The organism is Marinovum sp. 2_MG-2023, assembly GCF_030548265.1.
GTDB lineage: Bacteria > Pseudomonadota > Alphaproteobacteria > Rhodobacterales > Rhodobacteraceae > Marinovum.
The window spans coordinates 31,408-58,302 of record NZ_JAUOSD010000017.1; the positions used below are offsets into that span (position 1 = coordinate 31,408).

Sequence of the window (26,895 nt, forward strand, 5' to 3'; positions counted from 1 at the left end):
CTGTCTAATGTTTTATCGCGAAGCCGGAGACTTCAAGACCTCCTATGTCGAGGACAACCAGACCTTTCCGATCAAGTTTGATCGGTATCGTTACTGGCTGGTGTTGGCCGTCGCCTTTCTGGTGATCCCCTTCATCATCAATGACTACTGGGCCAATGCCATCTTTGTCCCCTTCCTGATCTATGCGATTGCGGCGATCGGGCTGAATATCCTGACCGGATATTGCGGGCAGGTCAGCCTTGGCACTGGCGGTTTCATGGCTGTGGGGGCCTATGCCTGCTACAAGCTGATGACGGGCTTTCCCGAAGTGAGCATTGTCATCCACATCATTCTGGCGGGCGGCGTAACCGCCGCTGTGGGGGCCGCGTTCGGGTTGCCATCCCTGCGGATCAAGGGGTTCTACCTTGCCGTTGCCACGCTTGCCGCGCAGTTCTTTTTGATTTGGTTGTTCAACAAGGTTGCATGGTTTTACAACTATTCCGCCTCTGGCCAGATCAATGCGCCGGAACGATTTGTCGGCGGCATCGCCGTCACCGGCCCAAACACCGAAGCCTGGGCCAAATACATGATCTGTCTGGTGTTCGTGACGGTCTGTGCCCTTGTGGCCCGCAACCTGACCCGTGGCACGATGGGGCGCAAATGGATGGCCATCCGCGATATGGACATCGCCGCCGAGATCATTGGTGTGAACCCATTGAAGGCGAAGCTGACTGCCTTTGCGGTTTCATCCTTCTTTATCGGCATCGCCGGGGCGCTGTTCTTTGCAGTCTATCTTGGGGCCGTCGAAGCGGGCGAGGCGTTTGGCATCCAAAAATCGTTCCTCGTGCTGTTCATGATCATCATCGGCGGCCTTGGGTCTGTATTCGGGAGCTTCGCCGGCGCTGCATTCCTGGTGGTTTTGCCCGTCGCGCTGAAATTCATCGGTGTTGACCTGCTGGGCTGGCCCACGGATCTGGTGAGCCATTTCCAACTGGTGGTTGTCGGTGCGCTGATCATGTTCTTCCTGATCAAGGAACCGCATGGGCTGGCCCAACTGTGGCGGGTGACCAAGGAAAAACTGCGGCTCTGGCCGTTCCCGCATTAACCGTTTTGAATTCGAATTTTTGACTGGGGCAACCTGGCAAAGCCGCAACGACGGAAACGAAAATCGGATAAACCAAGGGAGGATAAACCGATGAAAATGAAAAACCTGGCCGCAATGGCCGTAGCTGCGACAGTGGGTGCTGCACCGGCGATGGCAGACCTCGTGATCCCGGATCTAAGCTACCGTACCGGTCCTTATGCCGCTGGTGGCACGCCGTTCTCGGACGGCTATCAGGATTATTTCAATCTGCTCAACGCACGCGACGGCGGCATCGGCGGAGAGGCCGTGCGCATTCTCGAATGTGAAACCGGCTATAACACGGAAAAAGGCGTAGAGTGCTATGAAGCCACCAAAGGTGAAGGCGCTCTGATCTATCAACCGCTGTCGACGGGCATCACATACCAGCTGATCCCAAAAGCGACGGCTGACGGTATCCCGCTTCACACGATGGGTTACGGCCGGACATCGGCCGCAAACGGTGAAGTGTTCAACTGGACATTCAACTATCCCGCCAACTACTGGGATGCTGCGTCGGTGATGGTGAACTACCTGCTGGCGGAAAATGGTGGGTCTCTGGAAGGCAAGAAACTCGCGCTGTTGTTCCACAACTCCGCTTACGGCAAAGAGCCGATCCGGACATTGGAAAATCTTTCTGAAAAGCACGGTTTCAAACTCACACAGCTGGCTGTTGATCACCCAGGTCAGGAACAGAAATCGCAGTGGCTGCAAATCCGCCGTGAACGTCCTGACTATGTTCTGATGTGGGGCTGGGGCGTGATGAACCAGGTTGCGATCCAAGAGGCCGTGAACATCGGCTATCCGATGGATCAATTCATTGGCAATTGGTGGTCCGGTGCCGAACATGATGTGACGCCTGCTGGTGCGGGTGCCAACGGTTACCTGTCCTTGAACATGAACCGCATTGATGACTTGCCGGTATTTGGCGAAATCGCGACTTTGGTGCACGAAGCGGGCAATGCTGCTGGTGACGGCTCAAACCTCGGCAAGGTTCTTTATACACGCGGTATGTATGCGGCCATGCTCGCAGCAGAGGCGATCGCCAAAGCCCAAGAGATCCACGGTGTTGCAGACGTCTCTGCCGCGATGGTGCGCGATGGCATGGAAGCGTTGGAGATCACCGACGCGCGTATGGAAGAGCTCGGCATGGCCGGTGTTGGTCCCGCGTTCTCTGTGACCTGTCAGGATCACGGCGGCAGCGGTCTGGGTATCGTTCAGCAGTGGAATGCAGATGCGGGCGCCTTCGTTCCGTTGACGGATTACATCGCACCCGACGATTCCGTCACACTTCCGCTGATCATGGAAGATTCCGCAGCCTTCGCCGCAGAAAACAACATCGAGCCTGGCTGCCTCTAAGAAGCCAAATCTCGAACGGGTGGCCCGATGTCGGGGCCACCCACCCCCTGCCACGCCTTATCTGAAACCGGAGTTTCCCAATGTTGGATACCACAAAGGCCCCAGCCGAGACCCTGCTTGAGGTCAACAATATTGAGGTAATCTATAACCACGTAATCCTTGTTCTAAAGGGCGTGTCCCTTTCGGTGCCAAAGCGCGGGATCACTGCCTTGCTTGGTGGAAATGGTGCTGGCAAGACGACAACCCTCAAAGCGATTTCGAACCTGCTGCAATCAGAACGTGGCGAAGTCACCAAAGGTAAAATCGAATACCGCGGCAAAGCGATCGAAAGCCTGTCCCCGGAGGCGCTGGTCAAGCGCGGGGTGGTGCAGGTCATGGAAGGCCGCCATTGTTTTGAACATTTGTCCGTCGAAGAGAACCTGCTAACCGGCGCCTATACCCGCCGTGACGGGGCCGCCGCGATCAAGGCCGATCTTGAGATGGTCTATGATTACTTCCCGCGCTTGCGCGAACGCCGCAAAAGCCAGGCCGGATTTACATCCGGCGGCGAACAACAGATGTGCGCCATCGGCCGCGCGCTCATGTCTCAGCCTGAAACAATCCTGCTGGATGAACCGTCCATGGGGTTGGCCCCGCAATTGGTGGAAGAGATTTTCACAATCGTGAAAGACCTGAACGAACGGGAAGGTGTTTCATTCCTTCTGGCCGAACAGAACACCAATGCGGCGCTGCGGTTTGCCCATCACGGATACATTCTTGAGAGCGGGCGGGTCGTGATGGAAGGCCCGGCAGATGAGCTGCGCGAAAACCCCGATGTAAAGGAATTCTATCTGGGCGTTTCAGAAGAAGGGCGCAAATCCTTCCGGGATGTCCGCAGTTATCGCCGTCGCAAAAGGTGGTTGAGCTAATGGAAAGTTGTTCAATGGCAATACAGAACCAAAATGAGCTGAAGGCGACCCAACTTGCGAAATTGAACCGCATCTTGGCATCCGACCAACACCTGGAAACGCTTGATGATCTGGCCAAACTGCCTGTCTTGCGCAAGGATGCTTTGCTCAAAAGACAGTCGGAAAACCCGCCCTTCGGAGGGGTTGCCGTTCAAAGCCCGGCCAATATCTTTCAATCACCCGGTCCGATTTATGAACCGGGCGGGCAGGGCAAGGATTGGTGGCGGTTTGGTCGCTTTCTGGCGGCGATGGGATGTGATGACACGGACATCGCGCAGAACACCTTTGCGTATCATTTCACCCCCGCAGGCGCGATGTTTGAAAGCGCGGCGCGGTCCGTGGGCACAACCGTGTTCCCCGCCGGCCCCGGCAATACGCGCCAACAGGCCGAGGTGGCCGCAGCGATCGGAACGACCATCTATGTTGGCACCCCTGACTATCTGGGAACGATCCTTGCAAAGGCTGACGAGTTGGGCCTGGATCTGCGCCGAATTGACAAGGCCGCCGTATCCGCCGGACCGCTGTTCCCGCAATTGCGTCAGGCCTATGAGGACCGCGGCATCATGTGTCGCCAATGTTACGGAACCGCAGATGTCGGGCTGATCGCCTATGAAACCGCGGCCTCTATTGATGGAATGGTCATTGATGATGACGTGATCGTCGAGATTGTCATGCCGGGCACGGGCACGCCCCTGCCGGATGGTGAAGTCGGCGAGGTGCTTGTGACCGTGTTGAACCCGGACTATCCGCTGATCAGGTTTTCTGTTGGCGACCTGAGCGCGATTGTGCCCCGCGCGGCGGGTGATGACACGTCACCAAACAAGATCGTCGGATGGCGCGGCCGCGCGGATCAAGCCACCAAAGTGAAAGGCATGTTCATTCGCCCGGAGCAGGTCGCAAAACTCATGTCGCTTAATCCTGATATCACCCGCGCGCGGATCGAAGTGGATTTTGACGGGTCCAGAGACAAGATCACGGTCAAGATCGAAGGCGGCCAGCCCGAAACGATCCAGGCCTCTGTCGCAGAGATCTTGAAGTTGAACGCGGTGGTGGTGAAAGTGGCGGATGGTGAATTGCCGCGCGACGGTGTTCTTGTGTCCGACCTCAGACCTGTAGGGGGCTAAAGTGTCTAAACGTGAAGTTGTTATTTTGGGGGCGGCACGCACGCCGATGGGTGGATTTCAGGGCGCTTTGAGCTCGATGTCCGCCCCTGAGCTCGGGGCTGTGGCAATTCGTGCCGCGCTGGACGGGGCAGGGGTCCAGAATGAAGCGGTGGACGAGGTGTTGATGGGCTGCGTTCTGCCCGCAGGTGTGGGACAGGCGCCCGCGCGTCAGGCATCTTTGGGCGCAGGTCTGGATATCAGCGTGCCCTGCACAACCGTAAACAAGGTTTGCGGATCGGGGATGAAAACGGCAATGCTGGCCTATGATCAGATCAAGGCGGGCTCGTTGAATGTGGTTGTCGCCGGCGGCATGGAAAGCATGTCACGTGCGCCCTATATTTCCGACACCGCCCGCAGCGGTGCCCGTTTGGGCCATACCTCGTTCAAAGATCACATGTTCCTGGACGGCCTCGAAGACGCCTATGACAAAGGCACGTTGATGGGTGTCTTTGCGGAACAATGCGCCGAACATTATCAATTCAGCCGCACAGAGCAGGACGATTACGCCCTGAGATCTTTGTCCAACGCGTTGCAGGCGCAAAATGACGGCGGCTTTGTGGATGAAATCGCGCATGTCACGCTGAAGACCCGCAAAGGCGACATTCTGGTCGAAGCGGATGAACAGCCCGCCAATGCGCGGCCCGAAAAAATTCCGACCCTGAAACCGGCGTTCAAGGCGGACGGCACAGTGACGCCGGCCAATTCGTCGTCAATTTCTGACGGGGCAGCGGCCTTGGTTCTTGGGTCGCAGGATCAGGCGGCGAAACTGGGTCTGACAGTGCGGGCAACCATCAAAGGCCACGCGACATTTGCCCATGAGCCAAGCTGGTTCACCACCGCCCCGATCTACGCCGCCAACAAATTGTTGGACCAGATCGGCTGGACCAAAGACGATGTCGACCTGTGGGAAGTGAACGAAGCCTTTGCCGTCGTCGCCATGGCGTTTATCCGCGATCTGGACCTGTCACGGGACATCGTGAACGTGAACGGCGGGGCCTGTGCCTTGGGTCATCCGATTGGCGCGTCGGGCAGCCGGATCATCGTCACCCTGCTGAACGCTCTGGAAAAACGCGGCCTGAAACGCGGTGTTGCTGCTGTCTGTCTTGGCGGTGGCGAAGCAACGGCGATTGCAATCGAAAAACCATGACATGACCGTTGTTCGGCCGTCGTAACCGGCGGCGCATCCAGTTTGGGCAAAGCGGTCGCCAAGACCCTGCGCCCAAGCTGCTGCCGTCACGTCGTTTGATCGTGATGCTGACAAGGGCAGGGGGCGGTCAATGCTCACCGAGCTGCTCCCCAATAATTTAACGAGTTTTGGCTCACATTTTTTAATCAAAAAAGCGGTCGAAGGCTCTGAATTGTTTGGGGGTATAGCCGGTGTGGTGTTTGAATTCACGCGACATATGTGATGCGCTGCTGAAGCCGAGGTCTTCTGCCAAATTTGAGATGGGTTGTGATGAGAGGCGCAGTTCCCGCTTTACCAGCTCAATGCGTTGTTTTCGAATGTAATCTTGTGGTGACATGCCAAAGGTCATTGTAAATTTCTTGGCGAAATATGAGCGGCTCATTGCGGCCAGACGGGGTAAGTCGGCGACCGTTATTCCCGTTTCCAGGTTTTGTTCAATATAGCGCAATGCGGGTGCCAGACGTTTCATATCCTTGCGCCGTTTGCGGAGTTTTTCGGTATCTGATGCTTGAAAATGCGGGCCAAGCAGCGTGAGGATTTGGCCGCGTATCGAAAGCTGGTGCGCAAAGGAACGCTTTTGCACCAGCGCATCAATTTCCACCATCTTGTTGAGAGTTGTGGTCATATCCATCGCGGGCATGATTACATGGAATGGGTGGAGGTCAAGCGCGTCCAGGCCATTGTCCAATGTCATTTTGAAACACACATTGAGCAGCCGTAGATGCGAAGGGCACGCATAGCGAAACAGCGTCGTGGTCGGGAAAAGATAGGTATGGCCCGCGACCAATTTCCGGGTCGTTTCGTTATACGTGACTTCAGCTTCACCTTCCGCGATAAAATAGAGCCGATGGTAGTCATCGTTTAGACGCACACCGTTCCACTCTGTGCCGTAGGTGGAGTTGTCTGAATGAAAGATGTCTATGTGCAGCGCACCCGCAGATTTGTCCAACAGCGGAATCCAGTCACTCTTTTTGCCAAAACAATAGGTCATAGCTTCAACGAAAACGCCATAAAAATATAGGCATGCAGCACAGAAAGAGACATGCGTGACATTTTTGTGGAGATCTGAGCATAGACGAATGCCCCGACAATACGAATGATCATTCCTCACCCGCGGGTCGCAGAGTTAAGGAAATCTGCCTTCGACCGCTTAGGAGGATTGATGAGAGTTGAGAAGTTCGAAACCTGGATTTGCACACGCCCAAAAGGGCTGTTCGATGAAAGCCGCGAAGGTGCTGCCCCCATGCCTTGGGATTATGGCGTTGGTCGAATTACAACGTCGGATGGGGTTGAGGGGCTGGCGACTTTTTGGGCTGCGCGGTCTGGGGCTGTCACCCAATCGTATCTGGCAGATGTGATTGCGCCAGTCATCCTGGGGCGCAGCATCACCGATCGTGAAAAAATCTGGCACGACTTTTGGAACATTGATCGCCACGGCGCGTTCTTTCCGGTGTTCCTGCCGGGCCCGATTGACGTCGCGATTTGGGATGCGGCGGCGAAGACAGCAGAACTGCCGTTGCATCAGTTTATCGGCAGCTACCGGTCAAAACTTCCCGTCTACGCGAGCAGCTTGTGGTTGGAGACGGTCGAGGAATACGTGACCGAGGCGCTGCGGTATAAGGCCAAGGGTTTCAAGGCTTATAAAATTCATCCCTGCGGTCCGAGTGACATGGATATGGCCATTCACCAAGCGGTCCGCGATGCGGTTGGACCAGACATGATCCTTATGTCCGACCCGGTTGCGGAATACTCTCTGAGCGAGGCAATCAAGGTTGCGCGCCATCTGGAAACCTTGAACTTTCGCTGGCTCGAAGAGCCGTTCCGAGACTATGAGCTGGATAAATATGCCAAGCTTACGGCCGCCGTGGATATTGAAATCGTTGGCACAGAGACAACGCGGGGTGGCCCGTGGGGGATCGCCCAGGCGATCAAGTCCGACGCCGTAAATACCGTACGCGCCGACGTTTCCTGGAAGGCGGGCATCACGGGCACGCTCAAGTCCTGCCATCTGGCCGAAGCACATGGCATGAACTGCGAATTGCACACCACAACGATGGGGCCAATGGACATGGCGAATGTGCATGTTTCATGTGCCGTTCGGAATTGCGATTTCTTTGAATTGTTTGTGCCTGAAGACACGTTTCAGGCGCCAATGAAGCAAAGCTACTACGACTTTATCGATGCCGAGGGGGATATCCATGCGCCGTCAGGTCATGGACTGGGTGTTGATATCGACTGGGATCTTGTCGAGAACTCTTGTTGTTCTCATCAGGTTTTCGAACACCGGGGTTAACCCGGAAACTGTCCGCTCTCGTAACGTAAGTGGGCGCAAAATACTGGAGGAAAACAATGAAAACCATTCTGAAAACCGGCCTTGCCGCCGTGGCCGTGGCCGTTTTTGCGACGGGGGCTTTTGCGCAAGACGTCAAATACGCATGGTATGCCTCGACGGTGCATCCCTATTTCGACGAAGTGCAAACAGGTGTCGATCAATTTGCAGAAGACTACGGTGTCGAAGTCTTCAAGCGCCTTGGCCAGGACTGGACCCAGGACAACCAGAACGACAACGTCACCGCCATGGCGGCGCAGGGCTATAACGCCTTTTCCATCTATCCCGCCGACGTCACCGCAGCGAAGGGGCTTTATGAGGAGCTTGTCTCCTTTGGCGTTGATGTGGTCGATTTCGGCCAGGCGACAACGCAGCCCACCCCAGCCTCCTTTTACGTTGGCACGCAACTGAAAGAAGCGGCGATGCTGGCGACGGAAGAGCTGATTGCGGCAATGGGCGGCGAGGGCAATATCCTCAACGTGCTGGAAGTGCCAAGCGAGGCAACCCTGCTGCGCAAAGAAGGCGTCGAGGAAGTGGTCGCCAAATATCCCAACGTGCAGATCATCCAAACCGTTGGCGACATGTCGACGATTGAGGAAAGCACCGAGAAAGTTCAATCTGCCATGGCTGCGAACCAAGGTAAAATCAACGGGATCATCGCGACGGGCTATACGCCCACCGTGGCCATCGCGCAGATCCTGACCGAGTATCACGAAGGCGGTGGCGAACGCATTCATTTCTTCGGTATCGACACGGATCCGGTTGTGATGGACGCGATTGCGGCGGGGCATATTGACGGCACCATGGCGCAAAACCCGTTTGGGCACGGCTACATTTCCATGGTGTTGCTGAAGTACAAGTCCGAGGGTTGGTCCGCCAAGGAAGGCGTGCACGCGATTGATGCGGGTGTGGTTCCTGTGACCGCGGCCAATCTCGACACCTATGCGGATGACATCGCCACATTGACCAAGTCGATCATCGCCAACCTGGAAACCGAATATTTGACGAAGTAGCCTCCCTACGCTTCATCGGCCGGTCCCTGCGTTATCGCGTGGGGGCCAGCCACAAAAAACGATCCACCACGCCTCCCCAACCACACCACCAAGACCCACCAGCGTCGCTCCCCCTTGGGGTTGAGCGCGCCACTAAGTGAAAGTGAACACCTTGACCTTCAGCAAACTCAAAAATGGGAAAGTGATCTCAGGAGCCGAAATCGGCATTCTGGGGGCCGCACTTTTGCTCATCGTGATCTTCTCGTTTTTGTCGGATAGCTTTCTGACCCCGTTCAATATCTTCAACCTCACGCGGACGCAGTCGCTTTATGTTTTTGTCGCGCTGGCGCAGGCGGTGATGTTGGTCACGGGCAATATGAACCTCTCTGTCGGTGCGATTGCGGGACTGACGGCGGTGATCTTTGGCTATCTCATCGACACGCTTGGCCTGCCGCTGCCGGTCGCGCTGTTGGGTGCGATGGCTGTGGCGCTGCTTACCGGCGCGTTCAATGGCTTTGTGATGACCAAGCTCGGCGTGAACTCTTTCATTGTCACGCTGTCGACGCTCTTTATTTTCACCGGCTTCGTATACGGCATTTCCGAGGGCTATTCCTTCCGCGAAATTCCGCCCCTTTTCGTCAAGATCGGGCGGGGGAATTTCATGGGTCTTCCCTATCTGTTCTACCTCATGATCTTCACGCTGGTCGCCGTATGGTATCTGTTCCGTTATACGGTGTTTGGTCGTCAATTGCTCGCAACCGGCAGCAATGAAGAGGCGGCGGAACTCTCGGGGATCAACACCCATCGCGTCATCATGGGGGCCAATCTGCTTTCTGCATTCTTCGCGGGTGTCGGCGGGTTGCTCTGGGTGTCGCGCCTTGGGGCGGCGCAACCGGCGATTGGTGAGAATTGGCTCATCATCTCGTTTGCTGTTGCCATTATTGGCGGCACGGCACTGGCGGGTGGGCGTATCACCGCCATCGGCATCTTTGGCGGCGCATTGATCATGGTGTTGATCAAAAACGGCCTGATCCTGTTGCAAGCCAATGTCTATTTTGAGCAAGCCTTCCTTGGGGCGATCATCCTGCTCACCATTCTGCTCGACCGTGGTCGTGAGGTCTGGAGCGGGAAGGCAGGCAAAAAATGACGCTCGAACTTCGCAATATCAGCAAGAGTTTCCCAGGGGTGAAGGCGCTGGACGATGTGTCTGTGACCTTCCACCCCGGCCAAGTGCATGCGCTTTTGGGGGAAAACGGTGCGGGGAAAAGCACGCTCATCAAAGCGATCTGTGGCATCCACAAGGCCGACAGCGGCGAGATCGCGCTTGACGGCAAGGTGCTCAACCTCGGGTCGCTCAAGGACGGAATGCGCCACGGCATCACCATCGTGAACCAGGAAATTCAGGTGTTTGCCGAAAGCAGCATCGCCGAGAACATCATGATGGACAAGCTGGAGATCTACCGGGGTCCGCTTGGGATCGACTGGGTGCGGATGAACCGCGACGCGGAAATTTACCTCAAGCGCGTCGGTCTTGACCTTCACCCGGAACACCCCATCGGCGGCCTGAGCGCGGCGCAAAAGCAGCTGGTGCAAATCGCCAAAGCCCTGTCGCGCGATGCCAGTGTCATCCTGCTTGATGAACCGACATCGTCGATCACGGTCAGTGAAGTGCGCAAATTGTTCGAGCTCATCTCTGAACTGCGCGACAAGGGGATCACGATGATCTTCGTTTCGCACAAGCTGGAAGAGGTGCAAGAGATTTGCGACATGATCACCGTGCTGCGCGACGGTCAGCACGTGGGCACCAAATCCATGTCCGAACTGGACCGCGAGGGCATCATCGAGATGATGATCGGCCGCAAGATCCAGATCGAGACCTACGACCAATTGCACACCGACCCAAAGGATATCGTGCTTGAGGCTAGGGGGCTGACATCGCATGGGCTGATCGAAGACGCGAGCTTTTCCCTGCGGCGCGGCGAGATTCTGGGCTTTTACGGGCTGGTCGGATCGGGGCGTACGGAACTTGCCAAAACCATCATCGGCTATCTGCCCAAACACGCGGGCACGCTGTTGGTTGCGGGTGAAGAGGTTCAGATCAATTCGGTACAGCACTGCGTCGAGCGCCATAGCATTGGTTACATCTCGGAGAACCGCAAAGAAGAGGGTCTGTTCCTTGATTTCGATATCGAGACGAACATGACCATCACCATCTGGAAACGTCTGCGCAACCGCCTGACCCGCGCCATCAACAACCGCGCGCAAGAGGCCAAGGCACAAGAGATGATGGCGGCGCTGGACGTGCGCGCCACGGGCATCGGCCAGCGGGTCGGCAACCTGAGCGGCGGCAATCAACAGAAGATTTCCATCGCCAAATGGCTGGCGGCTGACAGCAATATTCTGATCATCGACGAGCCAAGTGTCGGCGTGGATGTGGGCGCAAAATCCACCATCCACGACATTGTCTGGGATCTCGCCAACACCAAAGGAAAATCAGTGATCCTGATCTCGTCTGACATGCCGGAAATGATCTCGCTCGCCAGCAGGATCGTCGTGTTCAAAGAGCGCAAAATCACCGGTGTGGTCGATGGAATTGCCTGCCCCGGCCAGAGTTATGACAGCGTAAGCCGCGATATTGGGGGGCTGATGGCCTGATGGATACCTTGATTGAAAACCCGTTCCGGCTTGACGGAAAAACCGCGCTTGTCACAGGCGGGGGGAGTGGCCTTGGCTTTGGCATCGCGCAATGTTTCGTGGCCTCTGGCGCGCGCGTGATGATTGCGGGCCAGTCCGAGGCAAAGCTGGCCGCCGCGGTTGAAAAACTCGGCCCCGATGCGTCGTATCATGTGGCCGATGTCACCGATGCGGGGGCGGCAAGGGGCCTGATCGACGCCTGCACCGCGCGGTTCGGGACGCTTGATTGTCTTATCAACAACGCGGGCACCCATGTCAAAAAACCCTATCTCGAGATGACGGACGAGGACGTGCAAAACGTCCTGGACGTGCATGTGGTGGCGGCCTTTCGGTTGAGCCAATTGGCCATTCCCGCCATGCGCAGGGCGCATTCGGGCAGCATCGTGTTCATCGCCTCCATGGCGTCTTACCTTTCGATCCCGCAGGTGATCGGCTATTCCGCCGCCAAATCCGCCGTGCTGGGGCTGGTGCGCGGCACCGCCGCCGAGGTGGGCGGCGACGGCATCCGTGTGAACGCCATCGCGCCGGGGTGGATCACCTCGCCGATGACGGAAAAAGCCCTCTCGGGCGACCCCGAACGCAAACACAAAATCCTGTCACGCACGCCAATGGGCCGCATGGGCGCGGCCACTGATATTGGATGGGCGGCAACCTATCTGTGTGCGCCCGCCGCGGGCTTTGTGACCGGACATACCTTAGTCGTCGATGGCGGCGCAGTGAGTGGATTTTAGACCATGCAAGCATTCTTTATTGACGGGCCAGGCGCCACCCATTTTGGCGAAATCGACCCGCCCCAGATCAAGGCGGGCGAGGTCCTGTTGCATGTGGATCGTGTCGGTCTTTGCGGCTCTGACCTTAATACATTCAAGGGGTTGAACCCGCTGGTCAGCTACCCGCGCATCCCCGGCCATGAGATCGCTGCGACGATCCTGGCCGTGGGCGCGGATGTGCCCGAGGGGTTTGCAAAGGGACAGCGTGTCACGCTTAACCCCTACAAGAATTGCGGCACCTGCTATGCCTGTCAGACGGGGCGGATCAACGCCTGTCGCAACAATCAAACCATGGGCGTGCAGCGCGAGGGCGCGTTGACCGAACAGATCGCAGTCCCGTGGGAGCGCGTCGTCACCTCAACGGTGACAGACCCCAACCACCTGGCATTGATCGAACCGATGGCCGTCGGCTTTCATGCGGTGCGCCGTGGCGCGGTGAGCGCCAGCGATACCGTCGCGGTGTTCGGTTGCGGGGCCATTGGACTTGGCGTGATCGCGGGCTGCGTGCGGGTGGGGGCGACGGTGATTGCGGTTGATATCGACGACGCCAAACTCGACGTGGCGCGGACCGTAGGGGCCAAGGAGGTCGTCAACAGCGCCACCACCGATCCCGTTGCGCGCATCCATGAGCTGACAGCCGGCAACGGCGTCCAGGTCGCCATCGAGGCGGTGGGGCTGGCACAAACCTTTTTGGCCTGTGTTGATGTTGCGGCCTCGGTCGGGCGGGTGGTTTATATTGGCTACTCAAAGGCCCCTGTGACCTATGACACCAAGCTGATCCTGACCAAGGAATTGGATATTCGCGGCTCTCGTGGCGCGCTACAGCAAGATTTCCTCGATGTGGTGGGCTATGTCGAAAGCGGCGCTTATCCCGCCGACAAAACAATCTCGGGGGTGTTCCCCTTTGACAAGGTCGCAGAGGCCCTGGCGGCATGGGAAAACGATCCGCGCGCGGTGACGAAATTCATCGTGGCCAATGCGCCGGTATCCGAAGATGCGTAAAGGTGAATACCCTGTGGCATTCGGGTGTTCGAGCCTCGGTGGCCTGTACGCCCCTATGGATGACGATACTGCACAAGACCTGCTGCAAGCCGCATGGGACGCGGGTCTTCGCTATTTTGACACGGCACCGCATTATGGCAACGGCATGTCAGAACACCGTCTGGGTCACTTCCTGAAGGGGAGGGACGGCTATGTGATCTCTACCAAGGTTGGACGCGTTTTGACCCCGTCGAGCGCGCCGCAAATGCCTGTGAATGGCTTTCACAGCCCTTTGCCCTTCGATCAGCATTTTGATTACAGCTATGATGGTATCATGCGATCTGTTGAGGGGTCTCTGGGGCGTCTTGGCCTTGATCGCGTCGACATCTTGTATGTGCATGACATCGGCGATCCGAACGTTGGCACGGATACGCCGGGGCATATGGCTGCGTTGACTGACGGTGGACATCTGGCGTTGTCGAAGCTCAAGGCCGAAGGTGTCACGCGCCAGATCGGTTTGGGGGTAAACACCGTCAGCGCATGTGAAACCCTGATCGGGCGCATGGAGCTGGACACGATTTTGCTTGCCGGGCGCTACACGCTTCTGGATCAAACTGCGGCGCTTGGGCTGTTGCCCATGTGCCGCGCGAACGAAATTCGGATCGTCATCGGCGGGGTGTTCAATTCGGGCATTCTCGCCACAGGACCAGTGGAAGGCGCGATGTATGATTATGCGCCCGCGTCAAAGAATGTTTTGGACCATGTTCAGGCGCTTTTGGATATTTGCGCCAAACACAATGTGCCGTTGGCCGCCGCTGCTTTGCAATTTCCGGGGCGTCATGACCTCATCGTCTCGACTTTGATTGGCACGTCGAAACCGGCGTCCCTTCAGCGGAATCTGGCGCTTCTCAATACGCCGTTGCCAGCGGCGTTGTGGGACGATCTTGCCAAATTGGAGCGAGCCAAGGAATTGCCATGATTTTGGATGCGCATCAGCACTTCTGGCAATTGTCCCGTGGTGATTATCCGTGGCCGGATGAAAGTGTTGCGCAGATTTTGCGCGACTTTTTGCCCGATGATCTTGCCCCGCATCTGAATGCCAATGACGTGGCAAAGACGATCCTTGTTCAGGCAACAGACACGGTTGCGGAAACCGAGTTTCTGTTGGCGCTTGCAGAGCAGCATGCGGTTATTGCCGGGGTTGTCGGTTGGGTTCCGTTGGATAGCCCGGACGCCCCGGATTTGATTGATCGGCTGCGGCGCAATCCAATGCTCAAGGGGCTGCGCCCGATGCTGCAAAACATTGTTGCAGATGACTGGATCCTGCGGCCAGAGGTCCAACCCGCCCTTGCCCATATGCAAGCGATCGGGCTGTGCCTTGATGCGCTCATTCAGCCCCGGCATCTTGAGGCCATAGCCTGTGTCGCCAAGACCTATCCCGATCTGAAAATAGTGATTGATCATATCGCCAAACCGGACATGGGCGCGGGGAACCTTCCTGATGGCAACTGGATCAATGGCATGTCGGCCCTTGCATGTTGCCCCAATGTTTTTTGCAAATTTTCGGGCATGGTCACAGAGGCTGGCCCGGCGTGGTCGCTTGATCAAATCGCGCCCTTTGCCGATCACGTGCTGAACTGCTTTGGTCCGTCAAAGCTTATGTGGGGAAGTGACTGGCCGGTGGTGAACCTCGCCTCTGACTATCCAACGTGGTGCCAGACAGCCCGAAAACTGGTCCGCCACCTGTCTGAGGACGCGCAGCACGACGTTTTCTGGCGAACCGGGACCGATTTCTACAATCTCTCTTCCGCGGGATAGGCGGAACCGGGAACACGAATGACATTCTCTGGTGCAATGCAGTCGCCCGCCAACCAGCATCCGTGGATGCAACACAAATCACAGACCGCGTCGTGCGTTTACAGGGCGGCGTGTGGGCCTGAATTCCAAAAAAGGATACCCGACATGAAAGACGCCGAAACCTTCAGAAAAATCAAAACCTCGCTGTGTACCGCCGTGGTCGGGGACGTTTTGGATACGATGGGGTTTCGCCATCAGTATCTGCCGCAACCGATCAAACCTCTTGTCGAAAATACCAAATTGGTCGGGCGTGCAATGACCGTACTGGAGGCCGATTATCCAGAAGGCCGCGGCCATGGTCCTTTGTCGGACGTACCGTTTGGCGTCATGTTCGCGGCATTGGATGATCTCAAATCTGACGAGATCTATATCGCGTCGGGTTCGTCATTCGAATACGCGCTTTGGGGTGGGTTGATGTCGACACGGGCGCAGCACCTGAATGCCGCAGGCGCCATCCTGAACGGATTTATTCGCGATACCGGCGAAATCCGAAATCTTGATTTTCCGGTCTTTTCCCGTGGCAGCTTTGCCCAGGATCAAGGCGTGCGCGGCAAGGTCCTCGACTATCGGGTGCCCATTGAGATGAACCATCTGACAGTGCAAAACGGCGATCTACTGTTCGGAGACGACGAAGGTGTTCTGGTCATTCCGCAATCAGCAGAGCAGGAGGCTATCGAATTGGCATTGGAGAAGGCCTCTACCGAAAACGCGGTTGCAGATGCAATCCGTAACGGCATGAGCGCCACCGAAGCCTTTGAAACCTTTGGCGTGATGTAGGTATCAATGCCGATCAAGTGACACCTGGGCCTGACGGCTGGGAATCGCCGGAAGAGGGGAGCCGCTTGACGCTGTGGCCCTGCCGGGCTGGGGTGCCAGCGCCACTATATTGAACGTCGAGAAATGGTGCGATCGAAGTGCCGATGTCGGACATCGGGACACATGTCTGCGCGCCGGGGCATTCCGACCCTCGGATGAGGATCGGAACCTGTTTTCTTGTATGGTCGTTCCGGTCCAGATCGCAATTTCGACAGGATCTCCGCGAGGCAATTGTCAAACGCCCCCAACATCCGATTTTGAATTCAACCCTCACGCAGCTCATTTTCAAAGCCAACGCGATCGCGCTGGATCTTTTCCAATACTTCGCGCTTCGCGACCGCTCTCTCGTCGTATTTGCCGCTCCATATTACAATTTCAATCAGGATCGGGGCGAGGTCGCGGCCTTTTTGCGTGAGGCTGTAGATAAAACTGCGGCGATTTTCCGGGTCACGGTTTTTATCAACGATCCCATTACTCTCAAGCTGCTTGAGGCGATCAACAAGGATGTTGGTTGCGATCCCCTCTTCTGACTGGAGGAACTGACTATAGGTCCTTTTGCCGGCCAACATGATTTCGCGAATGATCAGCAGGGTCCAGCGATCCCCGAAGGTATCCAGCCCAAATGCGACGGGGCAGCCAGATGTGCGTTTTTGCGTTTCGGGTTTCATGTCGCCACCTTAGAAAGATAGCTTGCAAAGTGCAATATGTAAGGCTATCGAATTACGTATTGCATTTTGCAATCAAAGGAAACTTGGTATGCCAATTACACTTACACTCACACAAGGTGTCCTGCCTGTCGGACAGGAAGCCGTTGCCGTTGCTCAAATCACTGACGCTTTCCTCAAGCATCACGGATTGGCCGGACACAGGGTGATGACCCCCAACGTGACCGCCCATCTCGTTGTTTTGCCGAAGGAAAACACCTTTGCCGGCGGCAAGCCGGTTGCCGGTGCATGGGTCGAAACCAAAACGCCATCTTTCGCGCTCGCAGACCGGGCGGTCCAGGCCGCGTTTTTTTGTGAAGCGACGCAAATCCTGCACGATCTTTCGGGTGGCACGCTTTCAAAGGATCGCATTTGGTCAAACGGTGTTCATGCGGTTGACGGGACATGGAATATCGCTGGCAAAGCACTCAGCAACGCTGAGATCGCCGAGGCCCTGTCCGCAGGGTGATCTTGGCTGGCCGTATCCTTCGTCCGAAACGTTCACCCGTCTGAGAACGGTCCTAAGCGCAGTTTGCGACCAAAACAGGATGCTGCTGTTGCAGCATCCTCACGACGGGTCTTTGTCGCGCCAGCGGCACTGGGAAATCCTGGCCGACAGCAGTGCAGGGCTTTCCCGAGCCATATTGCAGCCATCCATTGCCGGTTTGGAGAGCCGTTTCGCACCTGGTCGCTTTCGTTCGTGGTCGGCGAAAGCGGACAGGTTAAAGACGACCATTCATGCCCGGCGCTGCAAGGTAATATCGTATCTGTAGTGTCGGGCAGGCAGGACACTCAACGTGATGATCTGGCCGATGCCATCCTTGTCGAGATAATTTCTGCGCAGCTCCAAAGCATGATCTCCGGGCTCTACTTGCAGAATATCGGCCAACTCGCGCGGAACCGGGGTCGCGCCGATCGACTGTCGGATTTCGTGGATCACGACGTCGTGGCGGTCTTCAAGGAGTGAGTAAACCAGCCCGGGATAGGTCGGTATTTCCTCGGCGATGTCTGCATAATCCTGACTTAGGTAAACATCGGTCCACCCGACAGGGGCGGACAACGTGTCTATGTGCCGGGTCTGGCTAATCCGGACCCAATGCCGCCCCGGTCGATCCTGCAACGTCCGGGCCAGGCTTTCATCCGCGACAATTGAAGTGGTTTCATGCACCTTGCGCCATGATGGACCCGCGAATTGCATCAGGTCACCTGCTGCGGACATGGAATGCACATAGGTTTGCGTTGGTTCGGTCGATAGAATGCGGGTTGCGGCGCCTTGCTTCCGTTCAATAAGGCCCAGTTTTTCCAACTCTGCCATTGCATTGCGGATCGTCGATCTGCTTGCGCCAAATCGTTCACATAACACGGCTTCGCTTGGCATCGGGTCACCAATTTTAAGGAGGCCCGCCTTCAGGTCGGCTATGATTCGGGCCGCGACTTCGCGGTAACGTTTCTTCATTTAGCTTACCTTTCAGTGACTTGTGCGATTTCCCGCAGAGGTGGCTTGACCCAACCCCAATCTTGCACCAGCCTATACGAACATGTCAACTTGTTCGTACAAGTTGATGGAGGGGGAATTGAGATGAACGACACTATACATGACGATGTGGCTGATCTGGACGCTGAGGGGTTGGATCGCAAGCTACCCGCGATGATGGCGGTGGCGCTGGCGCTGATTTCGGCCCTCTACGCCGTGTTCCATCTTGCTGTGTTGAATTTCTGGTCCATCGATGAATGGGTCTATCGGGTGATCCATGTGAACATGGGGGCCATTCTGGCCTTTGTGGGTCTCAAGCTATGGCGGGCCGAGCGCGCCCGCCTGGTCTGGGTTCTAGATGCATTTTTGGTGCTGGGTGCCATCGGGTGCAGTGTCTATGTTGCGGTGAACCTTGACGTGTTGATCATGCGCACGGGGGTGATCACCACAAGCGCGGATCTGGTGTGCGGGGCGGTTGGCACATTGATTGTGTTGGAATTTGCGCGGCGGGTGTCCGGCATCGTCCTTCCGATTATCGCATTGGTGTTCATTTCTTACGTTTTCATTGGCGAATGGCTTCCCGGCGTGTTGCGGCATTCTGGGTTCCAGGCAGATAACTTTGCGTCCTATCTCTATAGCCAGGATGCGATATTTGGCATGACCGTCGCGGCGTCGTCGCGTTACATCATCTTGTTCGTGGCCTTTGCCGTCTTTCTACAAGCCTCCGGCGCAGGTGAGTATTTCATGCGCTTGGCGATGGCATTGTTTGGCGGAACGCGCGGCGGGCCCGGTAAGGTTTCGGTGTTTTCAGGGCTGCTATTCGGGACAGTTTCGGGGTCGGCCGTGGCTAATGTTGTTGCCTCTGGCACCTTCACGATTCCGATGATGCGGCGTGTCGGATACCCACGCGAAAGCGCGGGCGGGATCGAGGCCGCTTCGTCGTCGGGGGGACAGTTGGCACCACCGGTGATGGGGGCGGGGGCCTTTATCATGGCCGAAATTACCGGCATCCCGTATTCCGAAATCGTGATGGCAGCCGTGTTGCCGTGTCTTTTGTTTTATCTTGCGATCTTTCTGACCGTTGATTTGCAGGCAAAGCACCTTGGCCTGCACGGCGTTCCGCGCAGTGAACTGCCGAAAATGAGCGAACTTGGTCGCGATGCTTTCTTGCTCTTGCCGCTGGTGGTGCTTCTTTATCTGCTGCTGTCTGGCTATTCGATCATTGCGGCCGGGACATGGGGGCTGGCGTCGACACTGCTTGTTTCGATGTGTCGCGAAATCGGGTTTCGATCCTATGTGCTTGCGGTGCCGCTTGTCTTGTTCGTGGTGCTGCCGCTGTCGGGGATGCCGGTGAATTTTGCGGGCGCGCTGGCAACTGTCATCAGTTTCATTTTTATGACCGCATTGGCATTGGTGCAGAGACGTGGCGCGCAGCTACCTGTGATGGCACGAAATCTGGCGCGGCTGACCTATGTCGGGCTGGCGGATTCATCGCGTAAATCCCTGCAACTTATCAGCGTCATGGCCTGCGCGGGCATCGTCGTCGGGGTTCTTGGCCTGACCGGTTTGGGCGGGCGGTTTTCTTCGGTGTTGCTTGCGGCCGCTGGGGAAAGTCAAATCCTGGCCTTCATTCTGGCGATGCTGATTTCGATTGTGCTTGGGATGGGTATGCCGACCACAGCCGCCTATGCCATTGCCGCCGCAGTTGTCGCACCTGCGCTTCAACAGATGGGCGTTTCGGCACTGGCCGCGCATATGTTTGTCTTTTATTGCGCCGTCATTTCGGCAATCACACCGCCGGTCGCGATTGCGGCCTTTGCGGGGGCTGCAATCGCGGGGGGCAAACCCTGGCCGACGTCGATCCGTGCGATGCGCTATGGCATCGCGGCATTCGTCCTGCCGTTCATGTTCTACACCAGCCCCGAAATTTTGCTGCAAGGCACATGGGCCGAAACACTGCATGTCTTTGGCACGGCCCTGATCGCGGTCTTTTTCATTGCGGTCGCGGGCGAGGGCGAATTGTTCGGCCCGGTGGGGCCCCTGGTTCGTGCGCTTTCGGCCATCGCAGCACTCCTGCTTCTGTGGTCGAGCCTGCCAACAGACATTCTTGGCCTGACCATCGCAGCAGGGCTGATCCTGTGGACACGCGCCGCGCGGCTTCGCGCGTCGCCGCGAACCGTATCTCGATAAACCGGAGTCAATAGAGGAGGAACTCCATGTCTAATTTCACACAAACCCTACTGGCCGCGACGGCCGTTGTCGGCTTTGCCCTGCCCGTCGCAGCACAAGACCGGCCGACGTCGATGACAATTTCAACTGCGTCACCGGGCGGTGTCTATGCTGTCTATGGCGAAGGCATTGCGCAGCTGGTTTCCGATGTGGTGGGCGTCACGACGTCCACACGCCAAACCCAAGGGCCGGCACAGAACCTTGTCTTGCTTCAGGCCGGACAAACAGAATTGGCCATGACCACATCCGGCCCCGCGTTCGAGGCAATGAACGGCGAATTGGAACTCGCACCCGGACAGGAATACGGCGACATGCGTGCCTTGTTCGCGATGTATCCGACCCCGTTCCAGATGATTGCACTGGCGGACAGCGGTATCACGTCGCTTGATGGTCTTGCGGGCAAACGCGTGGGTTCCGGCCCACGTGCGGGCACCGGCGGGACCTATTGGGCGCGTTGGCTTGATACGATGGGTGTCGATGCCGACCTGCAATACGGCGGTATCGGCGATCAGGCGAGTCAATTGGGTGACGGACGTCTGGATGCGATCGTGACAGCAGGCGGCATTCCGCACCCGTCATTGTCCGAACTTGAGAACACGCAAAATGTGACAATTTTTGGCATGAGTGACGAAACTCTGGCCGGTATTCTGGACAGCAATCCCTATGCTGTCGAATTCACGATCCCCAAGGGCACCTATGAGACCCCGGAAGTCGATTTGACCACCGCAGCAATGTGGAACTTTGTCGTGGCCGATGCGTCGATGTCGGAAGACCTGGCTTATGAGATCACCAAGGCCGTGTTGGAAAACAACGCGCGCATGGTGTCCACACACGCGGCGGCGAAAAATACGCTGGCGGACAATATCCTCAACAACACGTTCATTCCGCTGCACCCCGGTGCCGCACGATATTACGAAGAAATTGGTGTTGATATTCCGGCGGCAATCGCCCCGGTTGTGGAGTAAATCAGGATGAGTTTGGCATCGACAGCCCCGGGGCTAATTTCCCGAACGACCGGCTATTTGCGGGCCTCTGGCTTCTTTGATGAAGGCGGAACAGTCGATGCCTATCTTACCTTCGAGGCCGCCCTTGCCGAAGTTGAGGGCGGTCTTGGCGTCATTCCCGAAGAGGCCGTTGGCCCCATCGTTTCGATCTGTCGTCGTGATCTTATCGACATGGAGGCCCTGCGAACCGGTGCAGCGGCCGTGGGATATCCCATCGTTCCATTGGTCTCTATGTTGGCGGGGCTGGCCGGCGCGCATGGGCAGTGGGTTCACTACGGCACCACCACGCAGGATGTTATGGATACGGCACAGGTTTTGCAGATGCGCGGGGCTTTGGCCGGTGTGTTCGCGGATGTGCAGGACGTCGAAGGATTGCTTGCAGATTTATGTCAGCAACACAAAGAGACGGCGATGGCCGGCCGATCCAAGTTGCAGCACGGGGTTCCGATTTCTTTCGGGTACAAAACCGCCGTCTGGCTTGACCAAATTCAACGCACACGGGAGGGCGTCCAGCGCGCTCTGGATGATGCATCGCAGCTGCAATTTGGTGGTGCCATTGGGACACTTGCATCGCTGCAAGGCGCAGGGCTGAACGTTCGGGGCGCGCTTGCCAAGCGGCTTGACCTGCATGAACCGACAATATCCTGGCACGTAAGCCGTGACCGGATGGCAATGCTGGCGACAGCGATTGCCGGTTTGATGGGATCATTGGCAAAGATGGCCCTGGATATTGCGTTGATGATGTCGACCGAGGTGCAGGAACTGCGCGAACCTGCGGCGCGGGGGCGGGGCAGCTCATCCACGATGCCTCAGAAACGCAACCCGGTGATGTGTGAGGCCATCATAGAGGCCGCGCGCGAGGTGCAGCATGTGCCGGGCATCATCCTTGACGCGATGCTCCAGGAACACGAGCGCGGGATCGGCCACGGTTACCGTGAAAGAACGGCGATTTGTAACGCAATCTGTCTTCTGTCCGGCGCCGTCACGCTTGCCAAGGATCTATTATCCGGGTTGGAAGTGGATACCGCGCGGATGCAGGCGAACCTTGGCGCTACGCATGGCCTGATCCAATCAGAAGCGGTTATGATCTATTTGTCCGAGACATTTGGGCGGATCAAGGCGCACGACATCCTGCATGAGGTGTCTCGGCAGGTTCTCTTGCGGGGCAGTGATCTTGAAACGGAACTTGCCAGCTTGGGTGTGGATGTACCTTCGGATGTTCTGGTCGAAAGTGGGCAGATTACACATGCTTTCGGGATGATTGATCAGGTTTTACGTAGGGTCGGGGCCCAATAATCCTGCGCCAGAGGTGTAAGGTTAATGGGGGATGAGCCTAACGGTAATCATCGCCGGAAAATGGAGTGAGCGTTGAGATTTGGAAACGGTTGGTCAACCGCGCCGCAGACCTCGAACCCGGTGAGGAAGAGGTGAATATAAGGTAGTTAAGGTTGCCATTGTTACGGCAGCAAACGGCCAACGTTACACTGACAAACCTGCTAGGCCGTCGCGGGGTTGATATCGCTGACAAATGGTAAATTCAGTGGTTGCAAGGCCATTTTTGCGGATTGAACCCGCGCGATAACCTTGGGCAGTGCAATTTGCAGGTGTCGAAGGGCCTCGCGTCGTACAATATCAAAGTCTTTGGCCTGCATCGCGCGGATGACGTTGAGGTGTTCCCTGAAAAACGGTTCTGCTTTTGGCAGATCAACTTCATTGCCCAAAACGTAACGGCTTGCCAAATGCAAACAATTGGTGCGTCTCAGAGACTCTGAAATTTCTTGATTGGGACAGGCGGTCACGCAATCAATGTGAAGGTCTTCCTCCATCTTGAACAGATCAGCGGGGCTGACATTTGGATAAGCTGCGGTTGCTTGGGTCAAGCGCGACGCAATCTCTTCAAGCTTGGACGGCGCAATGTCTCTGGCGGTCAAGACCAGTGCCTCGGGTTCCAAAAGCATGCGCAATTCGTAGAGGGCGGTGATGCGGTTTTCGTCGAGTGCAACGGTGTGCCATCGGGAACTTCCGTCGCGAACAACCAGCCCATTTGACTGCGCTTGAAGCAACACCTCATGCATGACGGTTCGTCCTACGCCATAATGCGTGGCAGCATCGGATTCATTGATCCGAAGCCGCCCGCGAATGGCGCAGCGTACCAGATCCGCCTCGACATCATCATAGATTTTCTCTGAGGAACGCACCTTCAGGGCACCGGCTTCGTCGGATGCCAATCCAAGTGTTTCGGCGGTGATCGGGCGGCGATCGACCTCGCCCTCCGCGGTGTGAACGATGAACCCGCGCCCCGAAAATCGGCTGAGACGCCCTTCGGAATGCAGTTGGGCAATCGCGGCTTTGACCGGTGTCCGGCTCGCCCCGATCAGTTTCGCCACCGAGGATTCAACAATTACACGCCCGGGATTTAACCGTCCTTTTTCAATGGCTTGCCTTAGGAGAGTGTAGGCCTTGGCTTCTAGGTTCTGCCTTTGGTTCACAATCGGCACCGCGTCCAATCTCAGGTTAAGTCTTTGAAATTTATATTTTGATTGCGGGAAAATCACAACCTCGGGGCGGCGGGCATCCGAAAGCGCGAAGATGGCCCATTAGTGGACATTGTTGACAAAAGCCATTTGCGGAATTAGAGATTGGTCATTCACCGAATCCCTGCTGCCGTTGCCGGGGATGGCGGCCGAGGCAGGAGGAAGACTTTGACAGGCAAGATTTACACCATCGCGTTTTACGACGAGATTCACGACGAGGCGGCATTGCACGCCTATGCGGCGCTTGCCGCGCCGGCGGTTCTTGCGGCTGGTGCTCGCTATCTCTCACGCGGCGAACCTGTGGCTATCTACGAGGCCGGATTGCAGGCGCGTGTGACGTTGTTGGAATGGGAGTCCCTGGAGCAGGCCCTCGCGCTTTATGAAAGCCCGGCATATCTGGCAGCTTTGGAGAAACTTGGCGGCTCGGTTCGCCGTGACATTCGAATTGTTCCGGCCATTGATCCATCAATCCTTGCGCCGCGCGCATCAGCGGAAGGTCAATCCTGATGTTGAAGACAATGGGTTTTCCATCACGGTATATTCAGGGGCCGGGCGCGTTGAAACAAACCGGTCAGCTGTTGAGTGAACTCGGTTTCAAGCGCCCTGTTTTGCTCTGTGATGAAACCGTCCGAAAAGTGGCGCTGCCGATTTTGCGCGCGAGCCTTGATCCATTTGGTCACGAGTCGAGTGTTGTCGTCTTTCCGGGTGAAATCACCCTGGCAACTGTGGCTGACTGCAATCAGAAGGTCGCGGGCCATCGGCCGGATGTTGTTGTTGGTCTCGGCGGTGGCAAGGCCGTTGACGCTGCAAAAGCTGCGGCGGCGAATTTGGATGTTCCGGTTGTGATCGCGCCAACGGTTGCGTCCAATGACGCACCGACGAGCCGCTTGATAGTGATAAACGATCAAAACCGGACACCCGTTCAAATTGATTTTCTGAAGCTCAATCCGACTGCAATTCTGGTTGATACAGACATCATCGTAAAAGCCCCGGTCCGGTTTTTCGCGGCGGGCATTGGCGATGCCATAAGCAAGAGTTTGGAGGCCAATCAATGCGCGGCATCCGGCGGCGTAAACTTCTTTGGCACGCCCCCGTCGGCAACAGCGATCATGCTTTCGGATCAGTGTTTCAGCGTGATCCTGAAACATGCCGTAACGGCCTATGATGCTGTAAAGAGACGCGAAATCACACCCGAGGTTGAGGAGCTGGTCGAGGCGACAGTTCTGCTGAGCGGTTTGGGGTTTGAAAGCGGCGGCCTGTCTTTGGCCCATGCTTTGATCCGTGGGATCACCGCGATCCCGTCGATGGGCAAAATGCTGCATGGCGAAATGGTTGCCTTTGGCGCTCTGGTACAGAGCGTGGTCGAAAACCGACAGCAGCAGGAGTTGGAGCAGTTGCTGGCCATTTTTGCCCATACCAAGCTTCCTACGTGCTTTGCCGAGTTTGGCTATGAGGGCCGAATGTGCGCCGCTGACCTCGACAAGATTGTGTCGGCGACGCTCGCCCATACCTATGCGGCAAATATGACGCCCCCCCTGACGGCAGAGCGCCTGCGAGATGCGTTGCTCAAAACGAACGAGCTGGGGATGTCCGCGCGCGACCGCAATACGTTTTCGGTGGGATGATCCCGGAACAAAGGAAACGCCGCGCATTTCATGGCGATGCCGGTGAGAAAATTCAGCCATATCCTGGAGGAGAAAACATGAAACGCATCACGACACTTTTGACCGGAGCGGCGTCGCTCGCGCTTGTGGCATTTGGCGCTCAGGCGGAAACCAAAGTCGCACATGTGCCGGGCGGACCGCATCCGTTCTTTGCAGATTGGGAGCCTGCATCAATGGCGGCGAAAGAAGACTTCAATCTTGGCGCCGCTGATTACAAATTCCCGCAGAAATGGGAATTGAACCTGCAAAACGACCTGCTCGAAAGCCTGGTCACCCAAGGCTACAACGCCTTTGCGATCCACCCCGGGGATCCGGTTGGCAGCGTCCCCACATTGAACGAATTGGTGGGAACCGGGGCCCCTGTGATTGCGGTTTCTGCCTGTGTGAATGATCCCTCTGACGTTTCTTTCTGCTTGGCATCTGATGCCGGGGCATCGGCATACACAGGGACAAAGCACCTGATCGAAGCCATGGGCCCGGGCACAAAAAAGATCGCGCATTTCACCGGTTGGCTGGTCGAGCCAAATACGCAGTTGCGTATTGATGGTGTGGCAAAGGCCGCCGCCGAGGCCGGTGTGGAAGTCGTGCAAGTCATCGCCGATATTGATGCGCCCGAGCCTGCCGAGGAAAAGATTGGCGCGTATCTCGCCGCACATGGCGCAGAGATTGACGGTGTGATCACCACGGCTTGGGTTCCTGCCGTTGTGGCGTCCAACGCCATGCGGCGCATCGGGGACAAGCGGATCAAGATGGTTGCGATTGACCACGACGAAGTGGTGATGGATGCGATCCGCGATGGCTATGTCGTTGGCTCGATGTTGCAAAACCCATTTGGCCAAGCCTACGTCGCGGCCTTTGCTGCGGACAAGCTATTGAATGGCTGCGAAGTCAGCGCCAATGCGCCCTTTAGCAGCCATCCGTTGACGGCACGGTTCATCGATTCCGGGGCGCCATACGTCAACGCCAGCAATGTCGAAACCCGTGCAGATGTTGATCGCGCAATGACCGAAGAGTTGATGCGCAAGGTCGAGGCAGATTTCCTGAGCTGTAGCTGATGATCGACGGGGGCGGGCGCTTGGGTGCCCGTCCTTCT

25 protein-coding genes are annotated in these 26,895 nt (G+C 56.8%); 21 read left to right on the forward strand and 4 right to left on the reverse strand.

Annotated elements, in window-relative coordinates:
• The first annotated feature begins 7 nt into the window (after positions 1–7).
• The 5 genes from Q4577_RS17385 to Q4577_RS17405 all read left to right on the forward strand — a co-directional run bounded on the left by Q4577_RS17385 (position 8) and on the right by Q4577_RS17405 (position 5,715).
• Positions 8–1,084, forward strand: a complete 1,077-nt coding sequence (locus tag Q4577_RS17385) for a branched-chain amino acid ABC transporter permease (protein WP_303471099.1) — start codon at positions 8–10, stop codon at positions 1,082–1,084.
• Positions 1,085–1,174: 90 nt separating this feature from the next.
• Entirely contained in the window at positions 1,175–2,458 is a 1,284-nt protein-coding gene (locus Q4577_RS17390; protein WP_303471102.1) for an ABC transporter substrate-binding protein, read from the forward strand.
• An 80-nt stretch (positions 2,459–2,538) separates the two neighbouring features.
• Positions 2,539–3,366, forward strand: coding sequence for an ABC transporter ATP-binding protein (locus Q4577_RS17395; RefSeq protein WP_303471105.1), 828 nt, complete (start codon positions 2,539–2,541; stop codon positions 3,364–3,366).
• A 14-nt stretch (positions 3,367–3,380) separates the two neighbouring features.
• Complete coding sequence (locus Q4577_RS17400; RefSeq protein ID WP_303471107.1) at positions 3,381–4,529, forward strand: phenylacetate--CoA ligase family protein; 1,149 nt, start codon at positions 3,381–3,383, stop codon at positions 4,527–4,529.
• Between the two features lies 1 nt (position 4,530).
• Positions 4,531–5,715 (forward strand): acetyl-CoA C-acyltransferase, encoded by a 1,185-nt coding sequence (locus Q4577_RS17405; RefSeq protein ID WP_303471109.1) that lies wholly within the window; start codon positions 4,531–4,533, stop codon positions 5,713–5,715.
• Positions 5,716–5,896: 181 nt separating this feature from the next.
• On the opposite strand, the gene Q4577_RS17410 is transcribed toward Q4577_RS17405, so the two are convergent.
• Positions 5,897–6,745 (reverse strand): AraC family transcriptional regulator, encoded by an 849-nt coding sequence (locus tag Q4577_RS17410; protein ID WP_303567638.1) that lies wholly within the window; start codon positions 6,743–6,745, stop codon positions 5,897–5,899.
• Positions 6,746–6,850: 105 nt separating this feature from the next.
• Here Q4577_RS17410 and Q4577_RS17415 point away from each other — a divergent pair, with 105 nt between their 5' ends.
• The 9 genes from Q4577_RS17415 (at position 6,851) to Q4577_RS17455 (ending at position 16,154) form a co-directional block, all read left to right on the forward strand.
• On the forward strand, positions 6,851–8,047 hold the full coding sequence (locus Q4577_RS17415) for an enolase C-terminal domain-like protein (protein ID WP_303471115.1): 1,197 nt from the start codon (positions 6,851–6,853) through the stop codon (positions 8,045–8,047).
• Positions 8,048–8,103: 56 nt separating this feature from the next.
• Positions 8,104–9,096: a substrate-binding domain-containing protein gene (locus Q4577_RS17420; RefSeq protein ID WP_303471117.1), complete on the forward strand. Its 993-nt coding sequence runs from the start codon at positions 8,104–8,106 to the stop codon at positions 9,094–9,096.
• 181 nt (positions 9,097–9,277) lie between these two features.
• Positions 9,278–10,222 carry an ABC transporter permease gene (locus tag Q4577_RS17425; protein WP_303471120.1) on the forward strand — a complete coding sequence of 315 codons (945 nt, stop codon included), beginning with the start codon at positions 9,278–9,280 and terminating at the stop codon, positions 10,220–10,222.
• A complete protein-coding gene (locus Q4577_RS17430) occupies positions 10,219–11,730 on the forward strand; it encodes a sugar ABC transporter ATP-binding protein (RefSeq protein WP_303471122.1) in 1,512 nt (503 codons plus the stop codon). The genes Q4577_RS17425 and Q4577_RS17430 overlap by 4 nt, the downstream gene beginning before the upstream one ends.
• On the forward strand, positions 11,730–12,500 hold the full coding sequence (locus Q4577_RS17435; protein ID WP_303471125.1) for an SDR family NAD(P)-dependent oxidoreductase: 771 nt from the start codon (positions 11,730–11,732) through the stop codon (positions 12,498–12,500). The genes Q4577_RS17430 and Q4577_RS17435 overlap by 1 nt, the downstream gene beginning before the upstream one ends.
• Before the next feature lie 3 nt (positions 12,501–12,503).
• On the forward strand, positions 12,504–13,541 hold the full coding sequence (locus tag Q4577_RS17440) for a zinc-binding alcohol dehydrogenase family protein (RefSeq protein WP_303471127.1): 1,038 nt from the start codon (positions 12,504–12,506) through the stop codon (positions 13,539–13,541).
• The gene (locus Q4577_RS17445; protein ID WP_303471129.1) at positions 13,534–14,499 is read left to right on the forward strand and encodes an aldo/keto reductase; all 966 of its coding nucleotides are present in this window, start codon (positions 13,534–13,536) and stop codon (positions 14,497–14,499) included. The genes Q4577_RS17440 and Q4577_RS17445 overlap by 8 nt, the downstream gene beginning before the upstream one ends.
• The gene (locus Q4577_RS17450) at positions 14,496–15,338 is read left to right on the forward strand and encodes an amidohydrolase (RefSeq protein ID WP_303471131.1); all 843 of its coding nucleotides are present in this window, start codon (positions 14,496–14,498) and stop codon (positions 15,336–15,338) included. Before Q4577_RS17445 ends, Q4577_RS17450 begins: the two co-directional genes overlap by 4 nt.
• Before the next feature lie 144 nt (positions 15,339–15,482).
• Entirely contained in the window at positions 15,483–16,154 is a 672-nt protein-coding gene (locus Q4577_RS17455) for an RraA family protein (protein ID WP_244689157.1), read from the forward strand.
• A 302-nt stretch (positions 16,155–16,456) separates the two neighbouring features.
• Here the strand turns inward: Q4577_RS17455 and Q4577_RS17460 are convergent, their stop codons facing one another.
• Entirely contained in the window at positions 16,457–16,861 is a 405-nt protein-coding gene (locus tag Q4577_RS17460) for a helix-turn-helix domain-containing protein (RefSeq protein WP_303471135.1), read from the reverse strand.
• Positions 16,862–16,883: 22 nt separating this feature from the next.
• Here Q4577_RS17460 and Q4577_RS17465 point away from each other — a divergent pair, with 22 nt between their 5' ends.
• Positions 16,884–17,366, forward strand: a complete 483-nt coding sequence (locus tag Q4577_RS17465; protein ID WP_303471137.1) for a hypothetical protein — start codon at positions 16,884–16,886, stop codon at positions 17,364–17,366.
• Positions 17,367–17,633: 267 nt separating this feature from the next.
• Here Q4577_RS17465 and Q4577_RS17470 read toward each other — a convergent pair whose 3' ends face one another.
• Entirely contained in the window at positions 17,634–18,353 is a 720-nt protein-coding gene (locus Q4577_RS17470; RefSeq protein ID WP_303471139.1) for a GntR family transcriptional regulator, read from the reverse strand.
• A 123-nt stretch (positions 18,354–18,476) separates the two neighbouring features.
• On the opposite strand from Q4577_RS17470, the gene Q4577_RS17475 reads away from it, so the two are divergent.
• The 3 genes from Q4577_RS17475 to Q4577_RS17485 are packed head-to-tail and all read left to right on the forward strand — an operon-like array spanning position 18,477 to position 22,900.
• Entirely contained in the window at positions 18,477–20,561 is a 2,085-nt protein-coding gene (locus Q4577_RS17475; RefSeq protein ID WP_303471142.1) for a TRAP transporter fused permease subunit, read from the forward strand.
• 26 nt (positions 20,562–20,587) lie between these two features.
• Positions 20,588–21,565: a TAXI family TRAP transporter solute-binding subunit gene (locus Q4577_RS17480; protein WP_303471145.1), complete on the forward strand. Its 978-nt coding sequence runs from the start codon at positions 20,588–20,590 to the stop codon at positions 21,563–21,565.
• A gap of 6 nt (positions 21,566–21,571) precedes the next feature.
• On the forward strand, positions 21,572–22,900 hold the full coding sequence (locus Q4577_RS17485) for an adenylosuccinate lyase family protein (protein ID WP_303471147.1): 1,329 nt from the start codon (positions 21,572–21,574) through the stop codon (positions 22,898–22,900).
• A 200-nt stretch (positions 22,901–23,100) separates the two neighbouring features.
• Here Q4577_RS17485 and Q4577_RS17490 read toward each other — a convergent pair whose 3' ends face one another.
• Entirely contained in the window at positions 23,101–24,102 is a 1,002-nt protein-coding gene (locus tag Q4577_RS17490) for a GntR family transcriptional regulator (protein WP_303471269.1), read from the reverse strand.
• A 204-nt stretch (positions 24,103–24,306) separates the two neighbouring features.
• On the opposite strand from Q4577_RS17490, the gene Q4577_RS17495 reads away from it, so the two are divergent.
• The 3 genes from Q4577_RS17495 (at position 24,307) to Q4577_RS17505 (ending at position 26,857) form a co-directional block, all read left to right on the forward strand.
• Positions 24,307–24,645, forward strand: a complete 339-nt coding sequence (locus Q4577_RS17495) for a DUF1330 domain-containing protein (protein ID WP_303471150.1) — start codon at positions 24,307–24,309, stop codon at positions 24,643–24,645.
• 11 nt (positions 24,646–24,656) lie between these two features.
• The gene (locus Q4577_RS17500) at positions 24,657–25,763 is read left to right on the forward strand and encodes a glycerol dehydrogenase (RefSeq protein ID WP_303471271.1); all 1,107 of its coding nucleotides are present in this window, start codon (positions 24,657–24,659) and stop codon (positions 25,761–25,763) included.
• Positions 25,764–25,840: 77 nt separating this feature from the next.
• Positions 25,841–26,857 (forward strand): sugar ABC transporter substrate-binding protein, encoded by a 1,017-nt coding sequence (locus Q4577_RS17505; RefSeq protein ID WP_303471153.1) that lies wholly within the window; start codon positions 25,841–25,843, stop codon positions 26,855–26,857.
• The last annotated feature ends 38 nt before the right edge of the window (positions 26,858–26,895 follow it).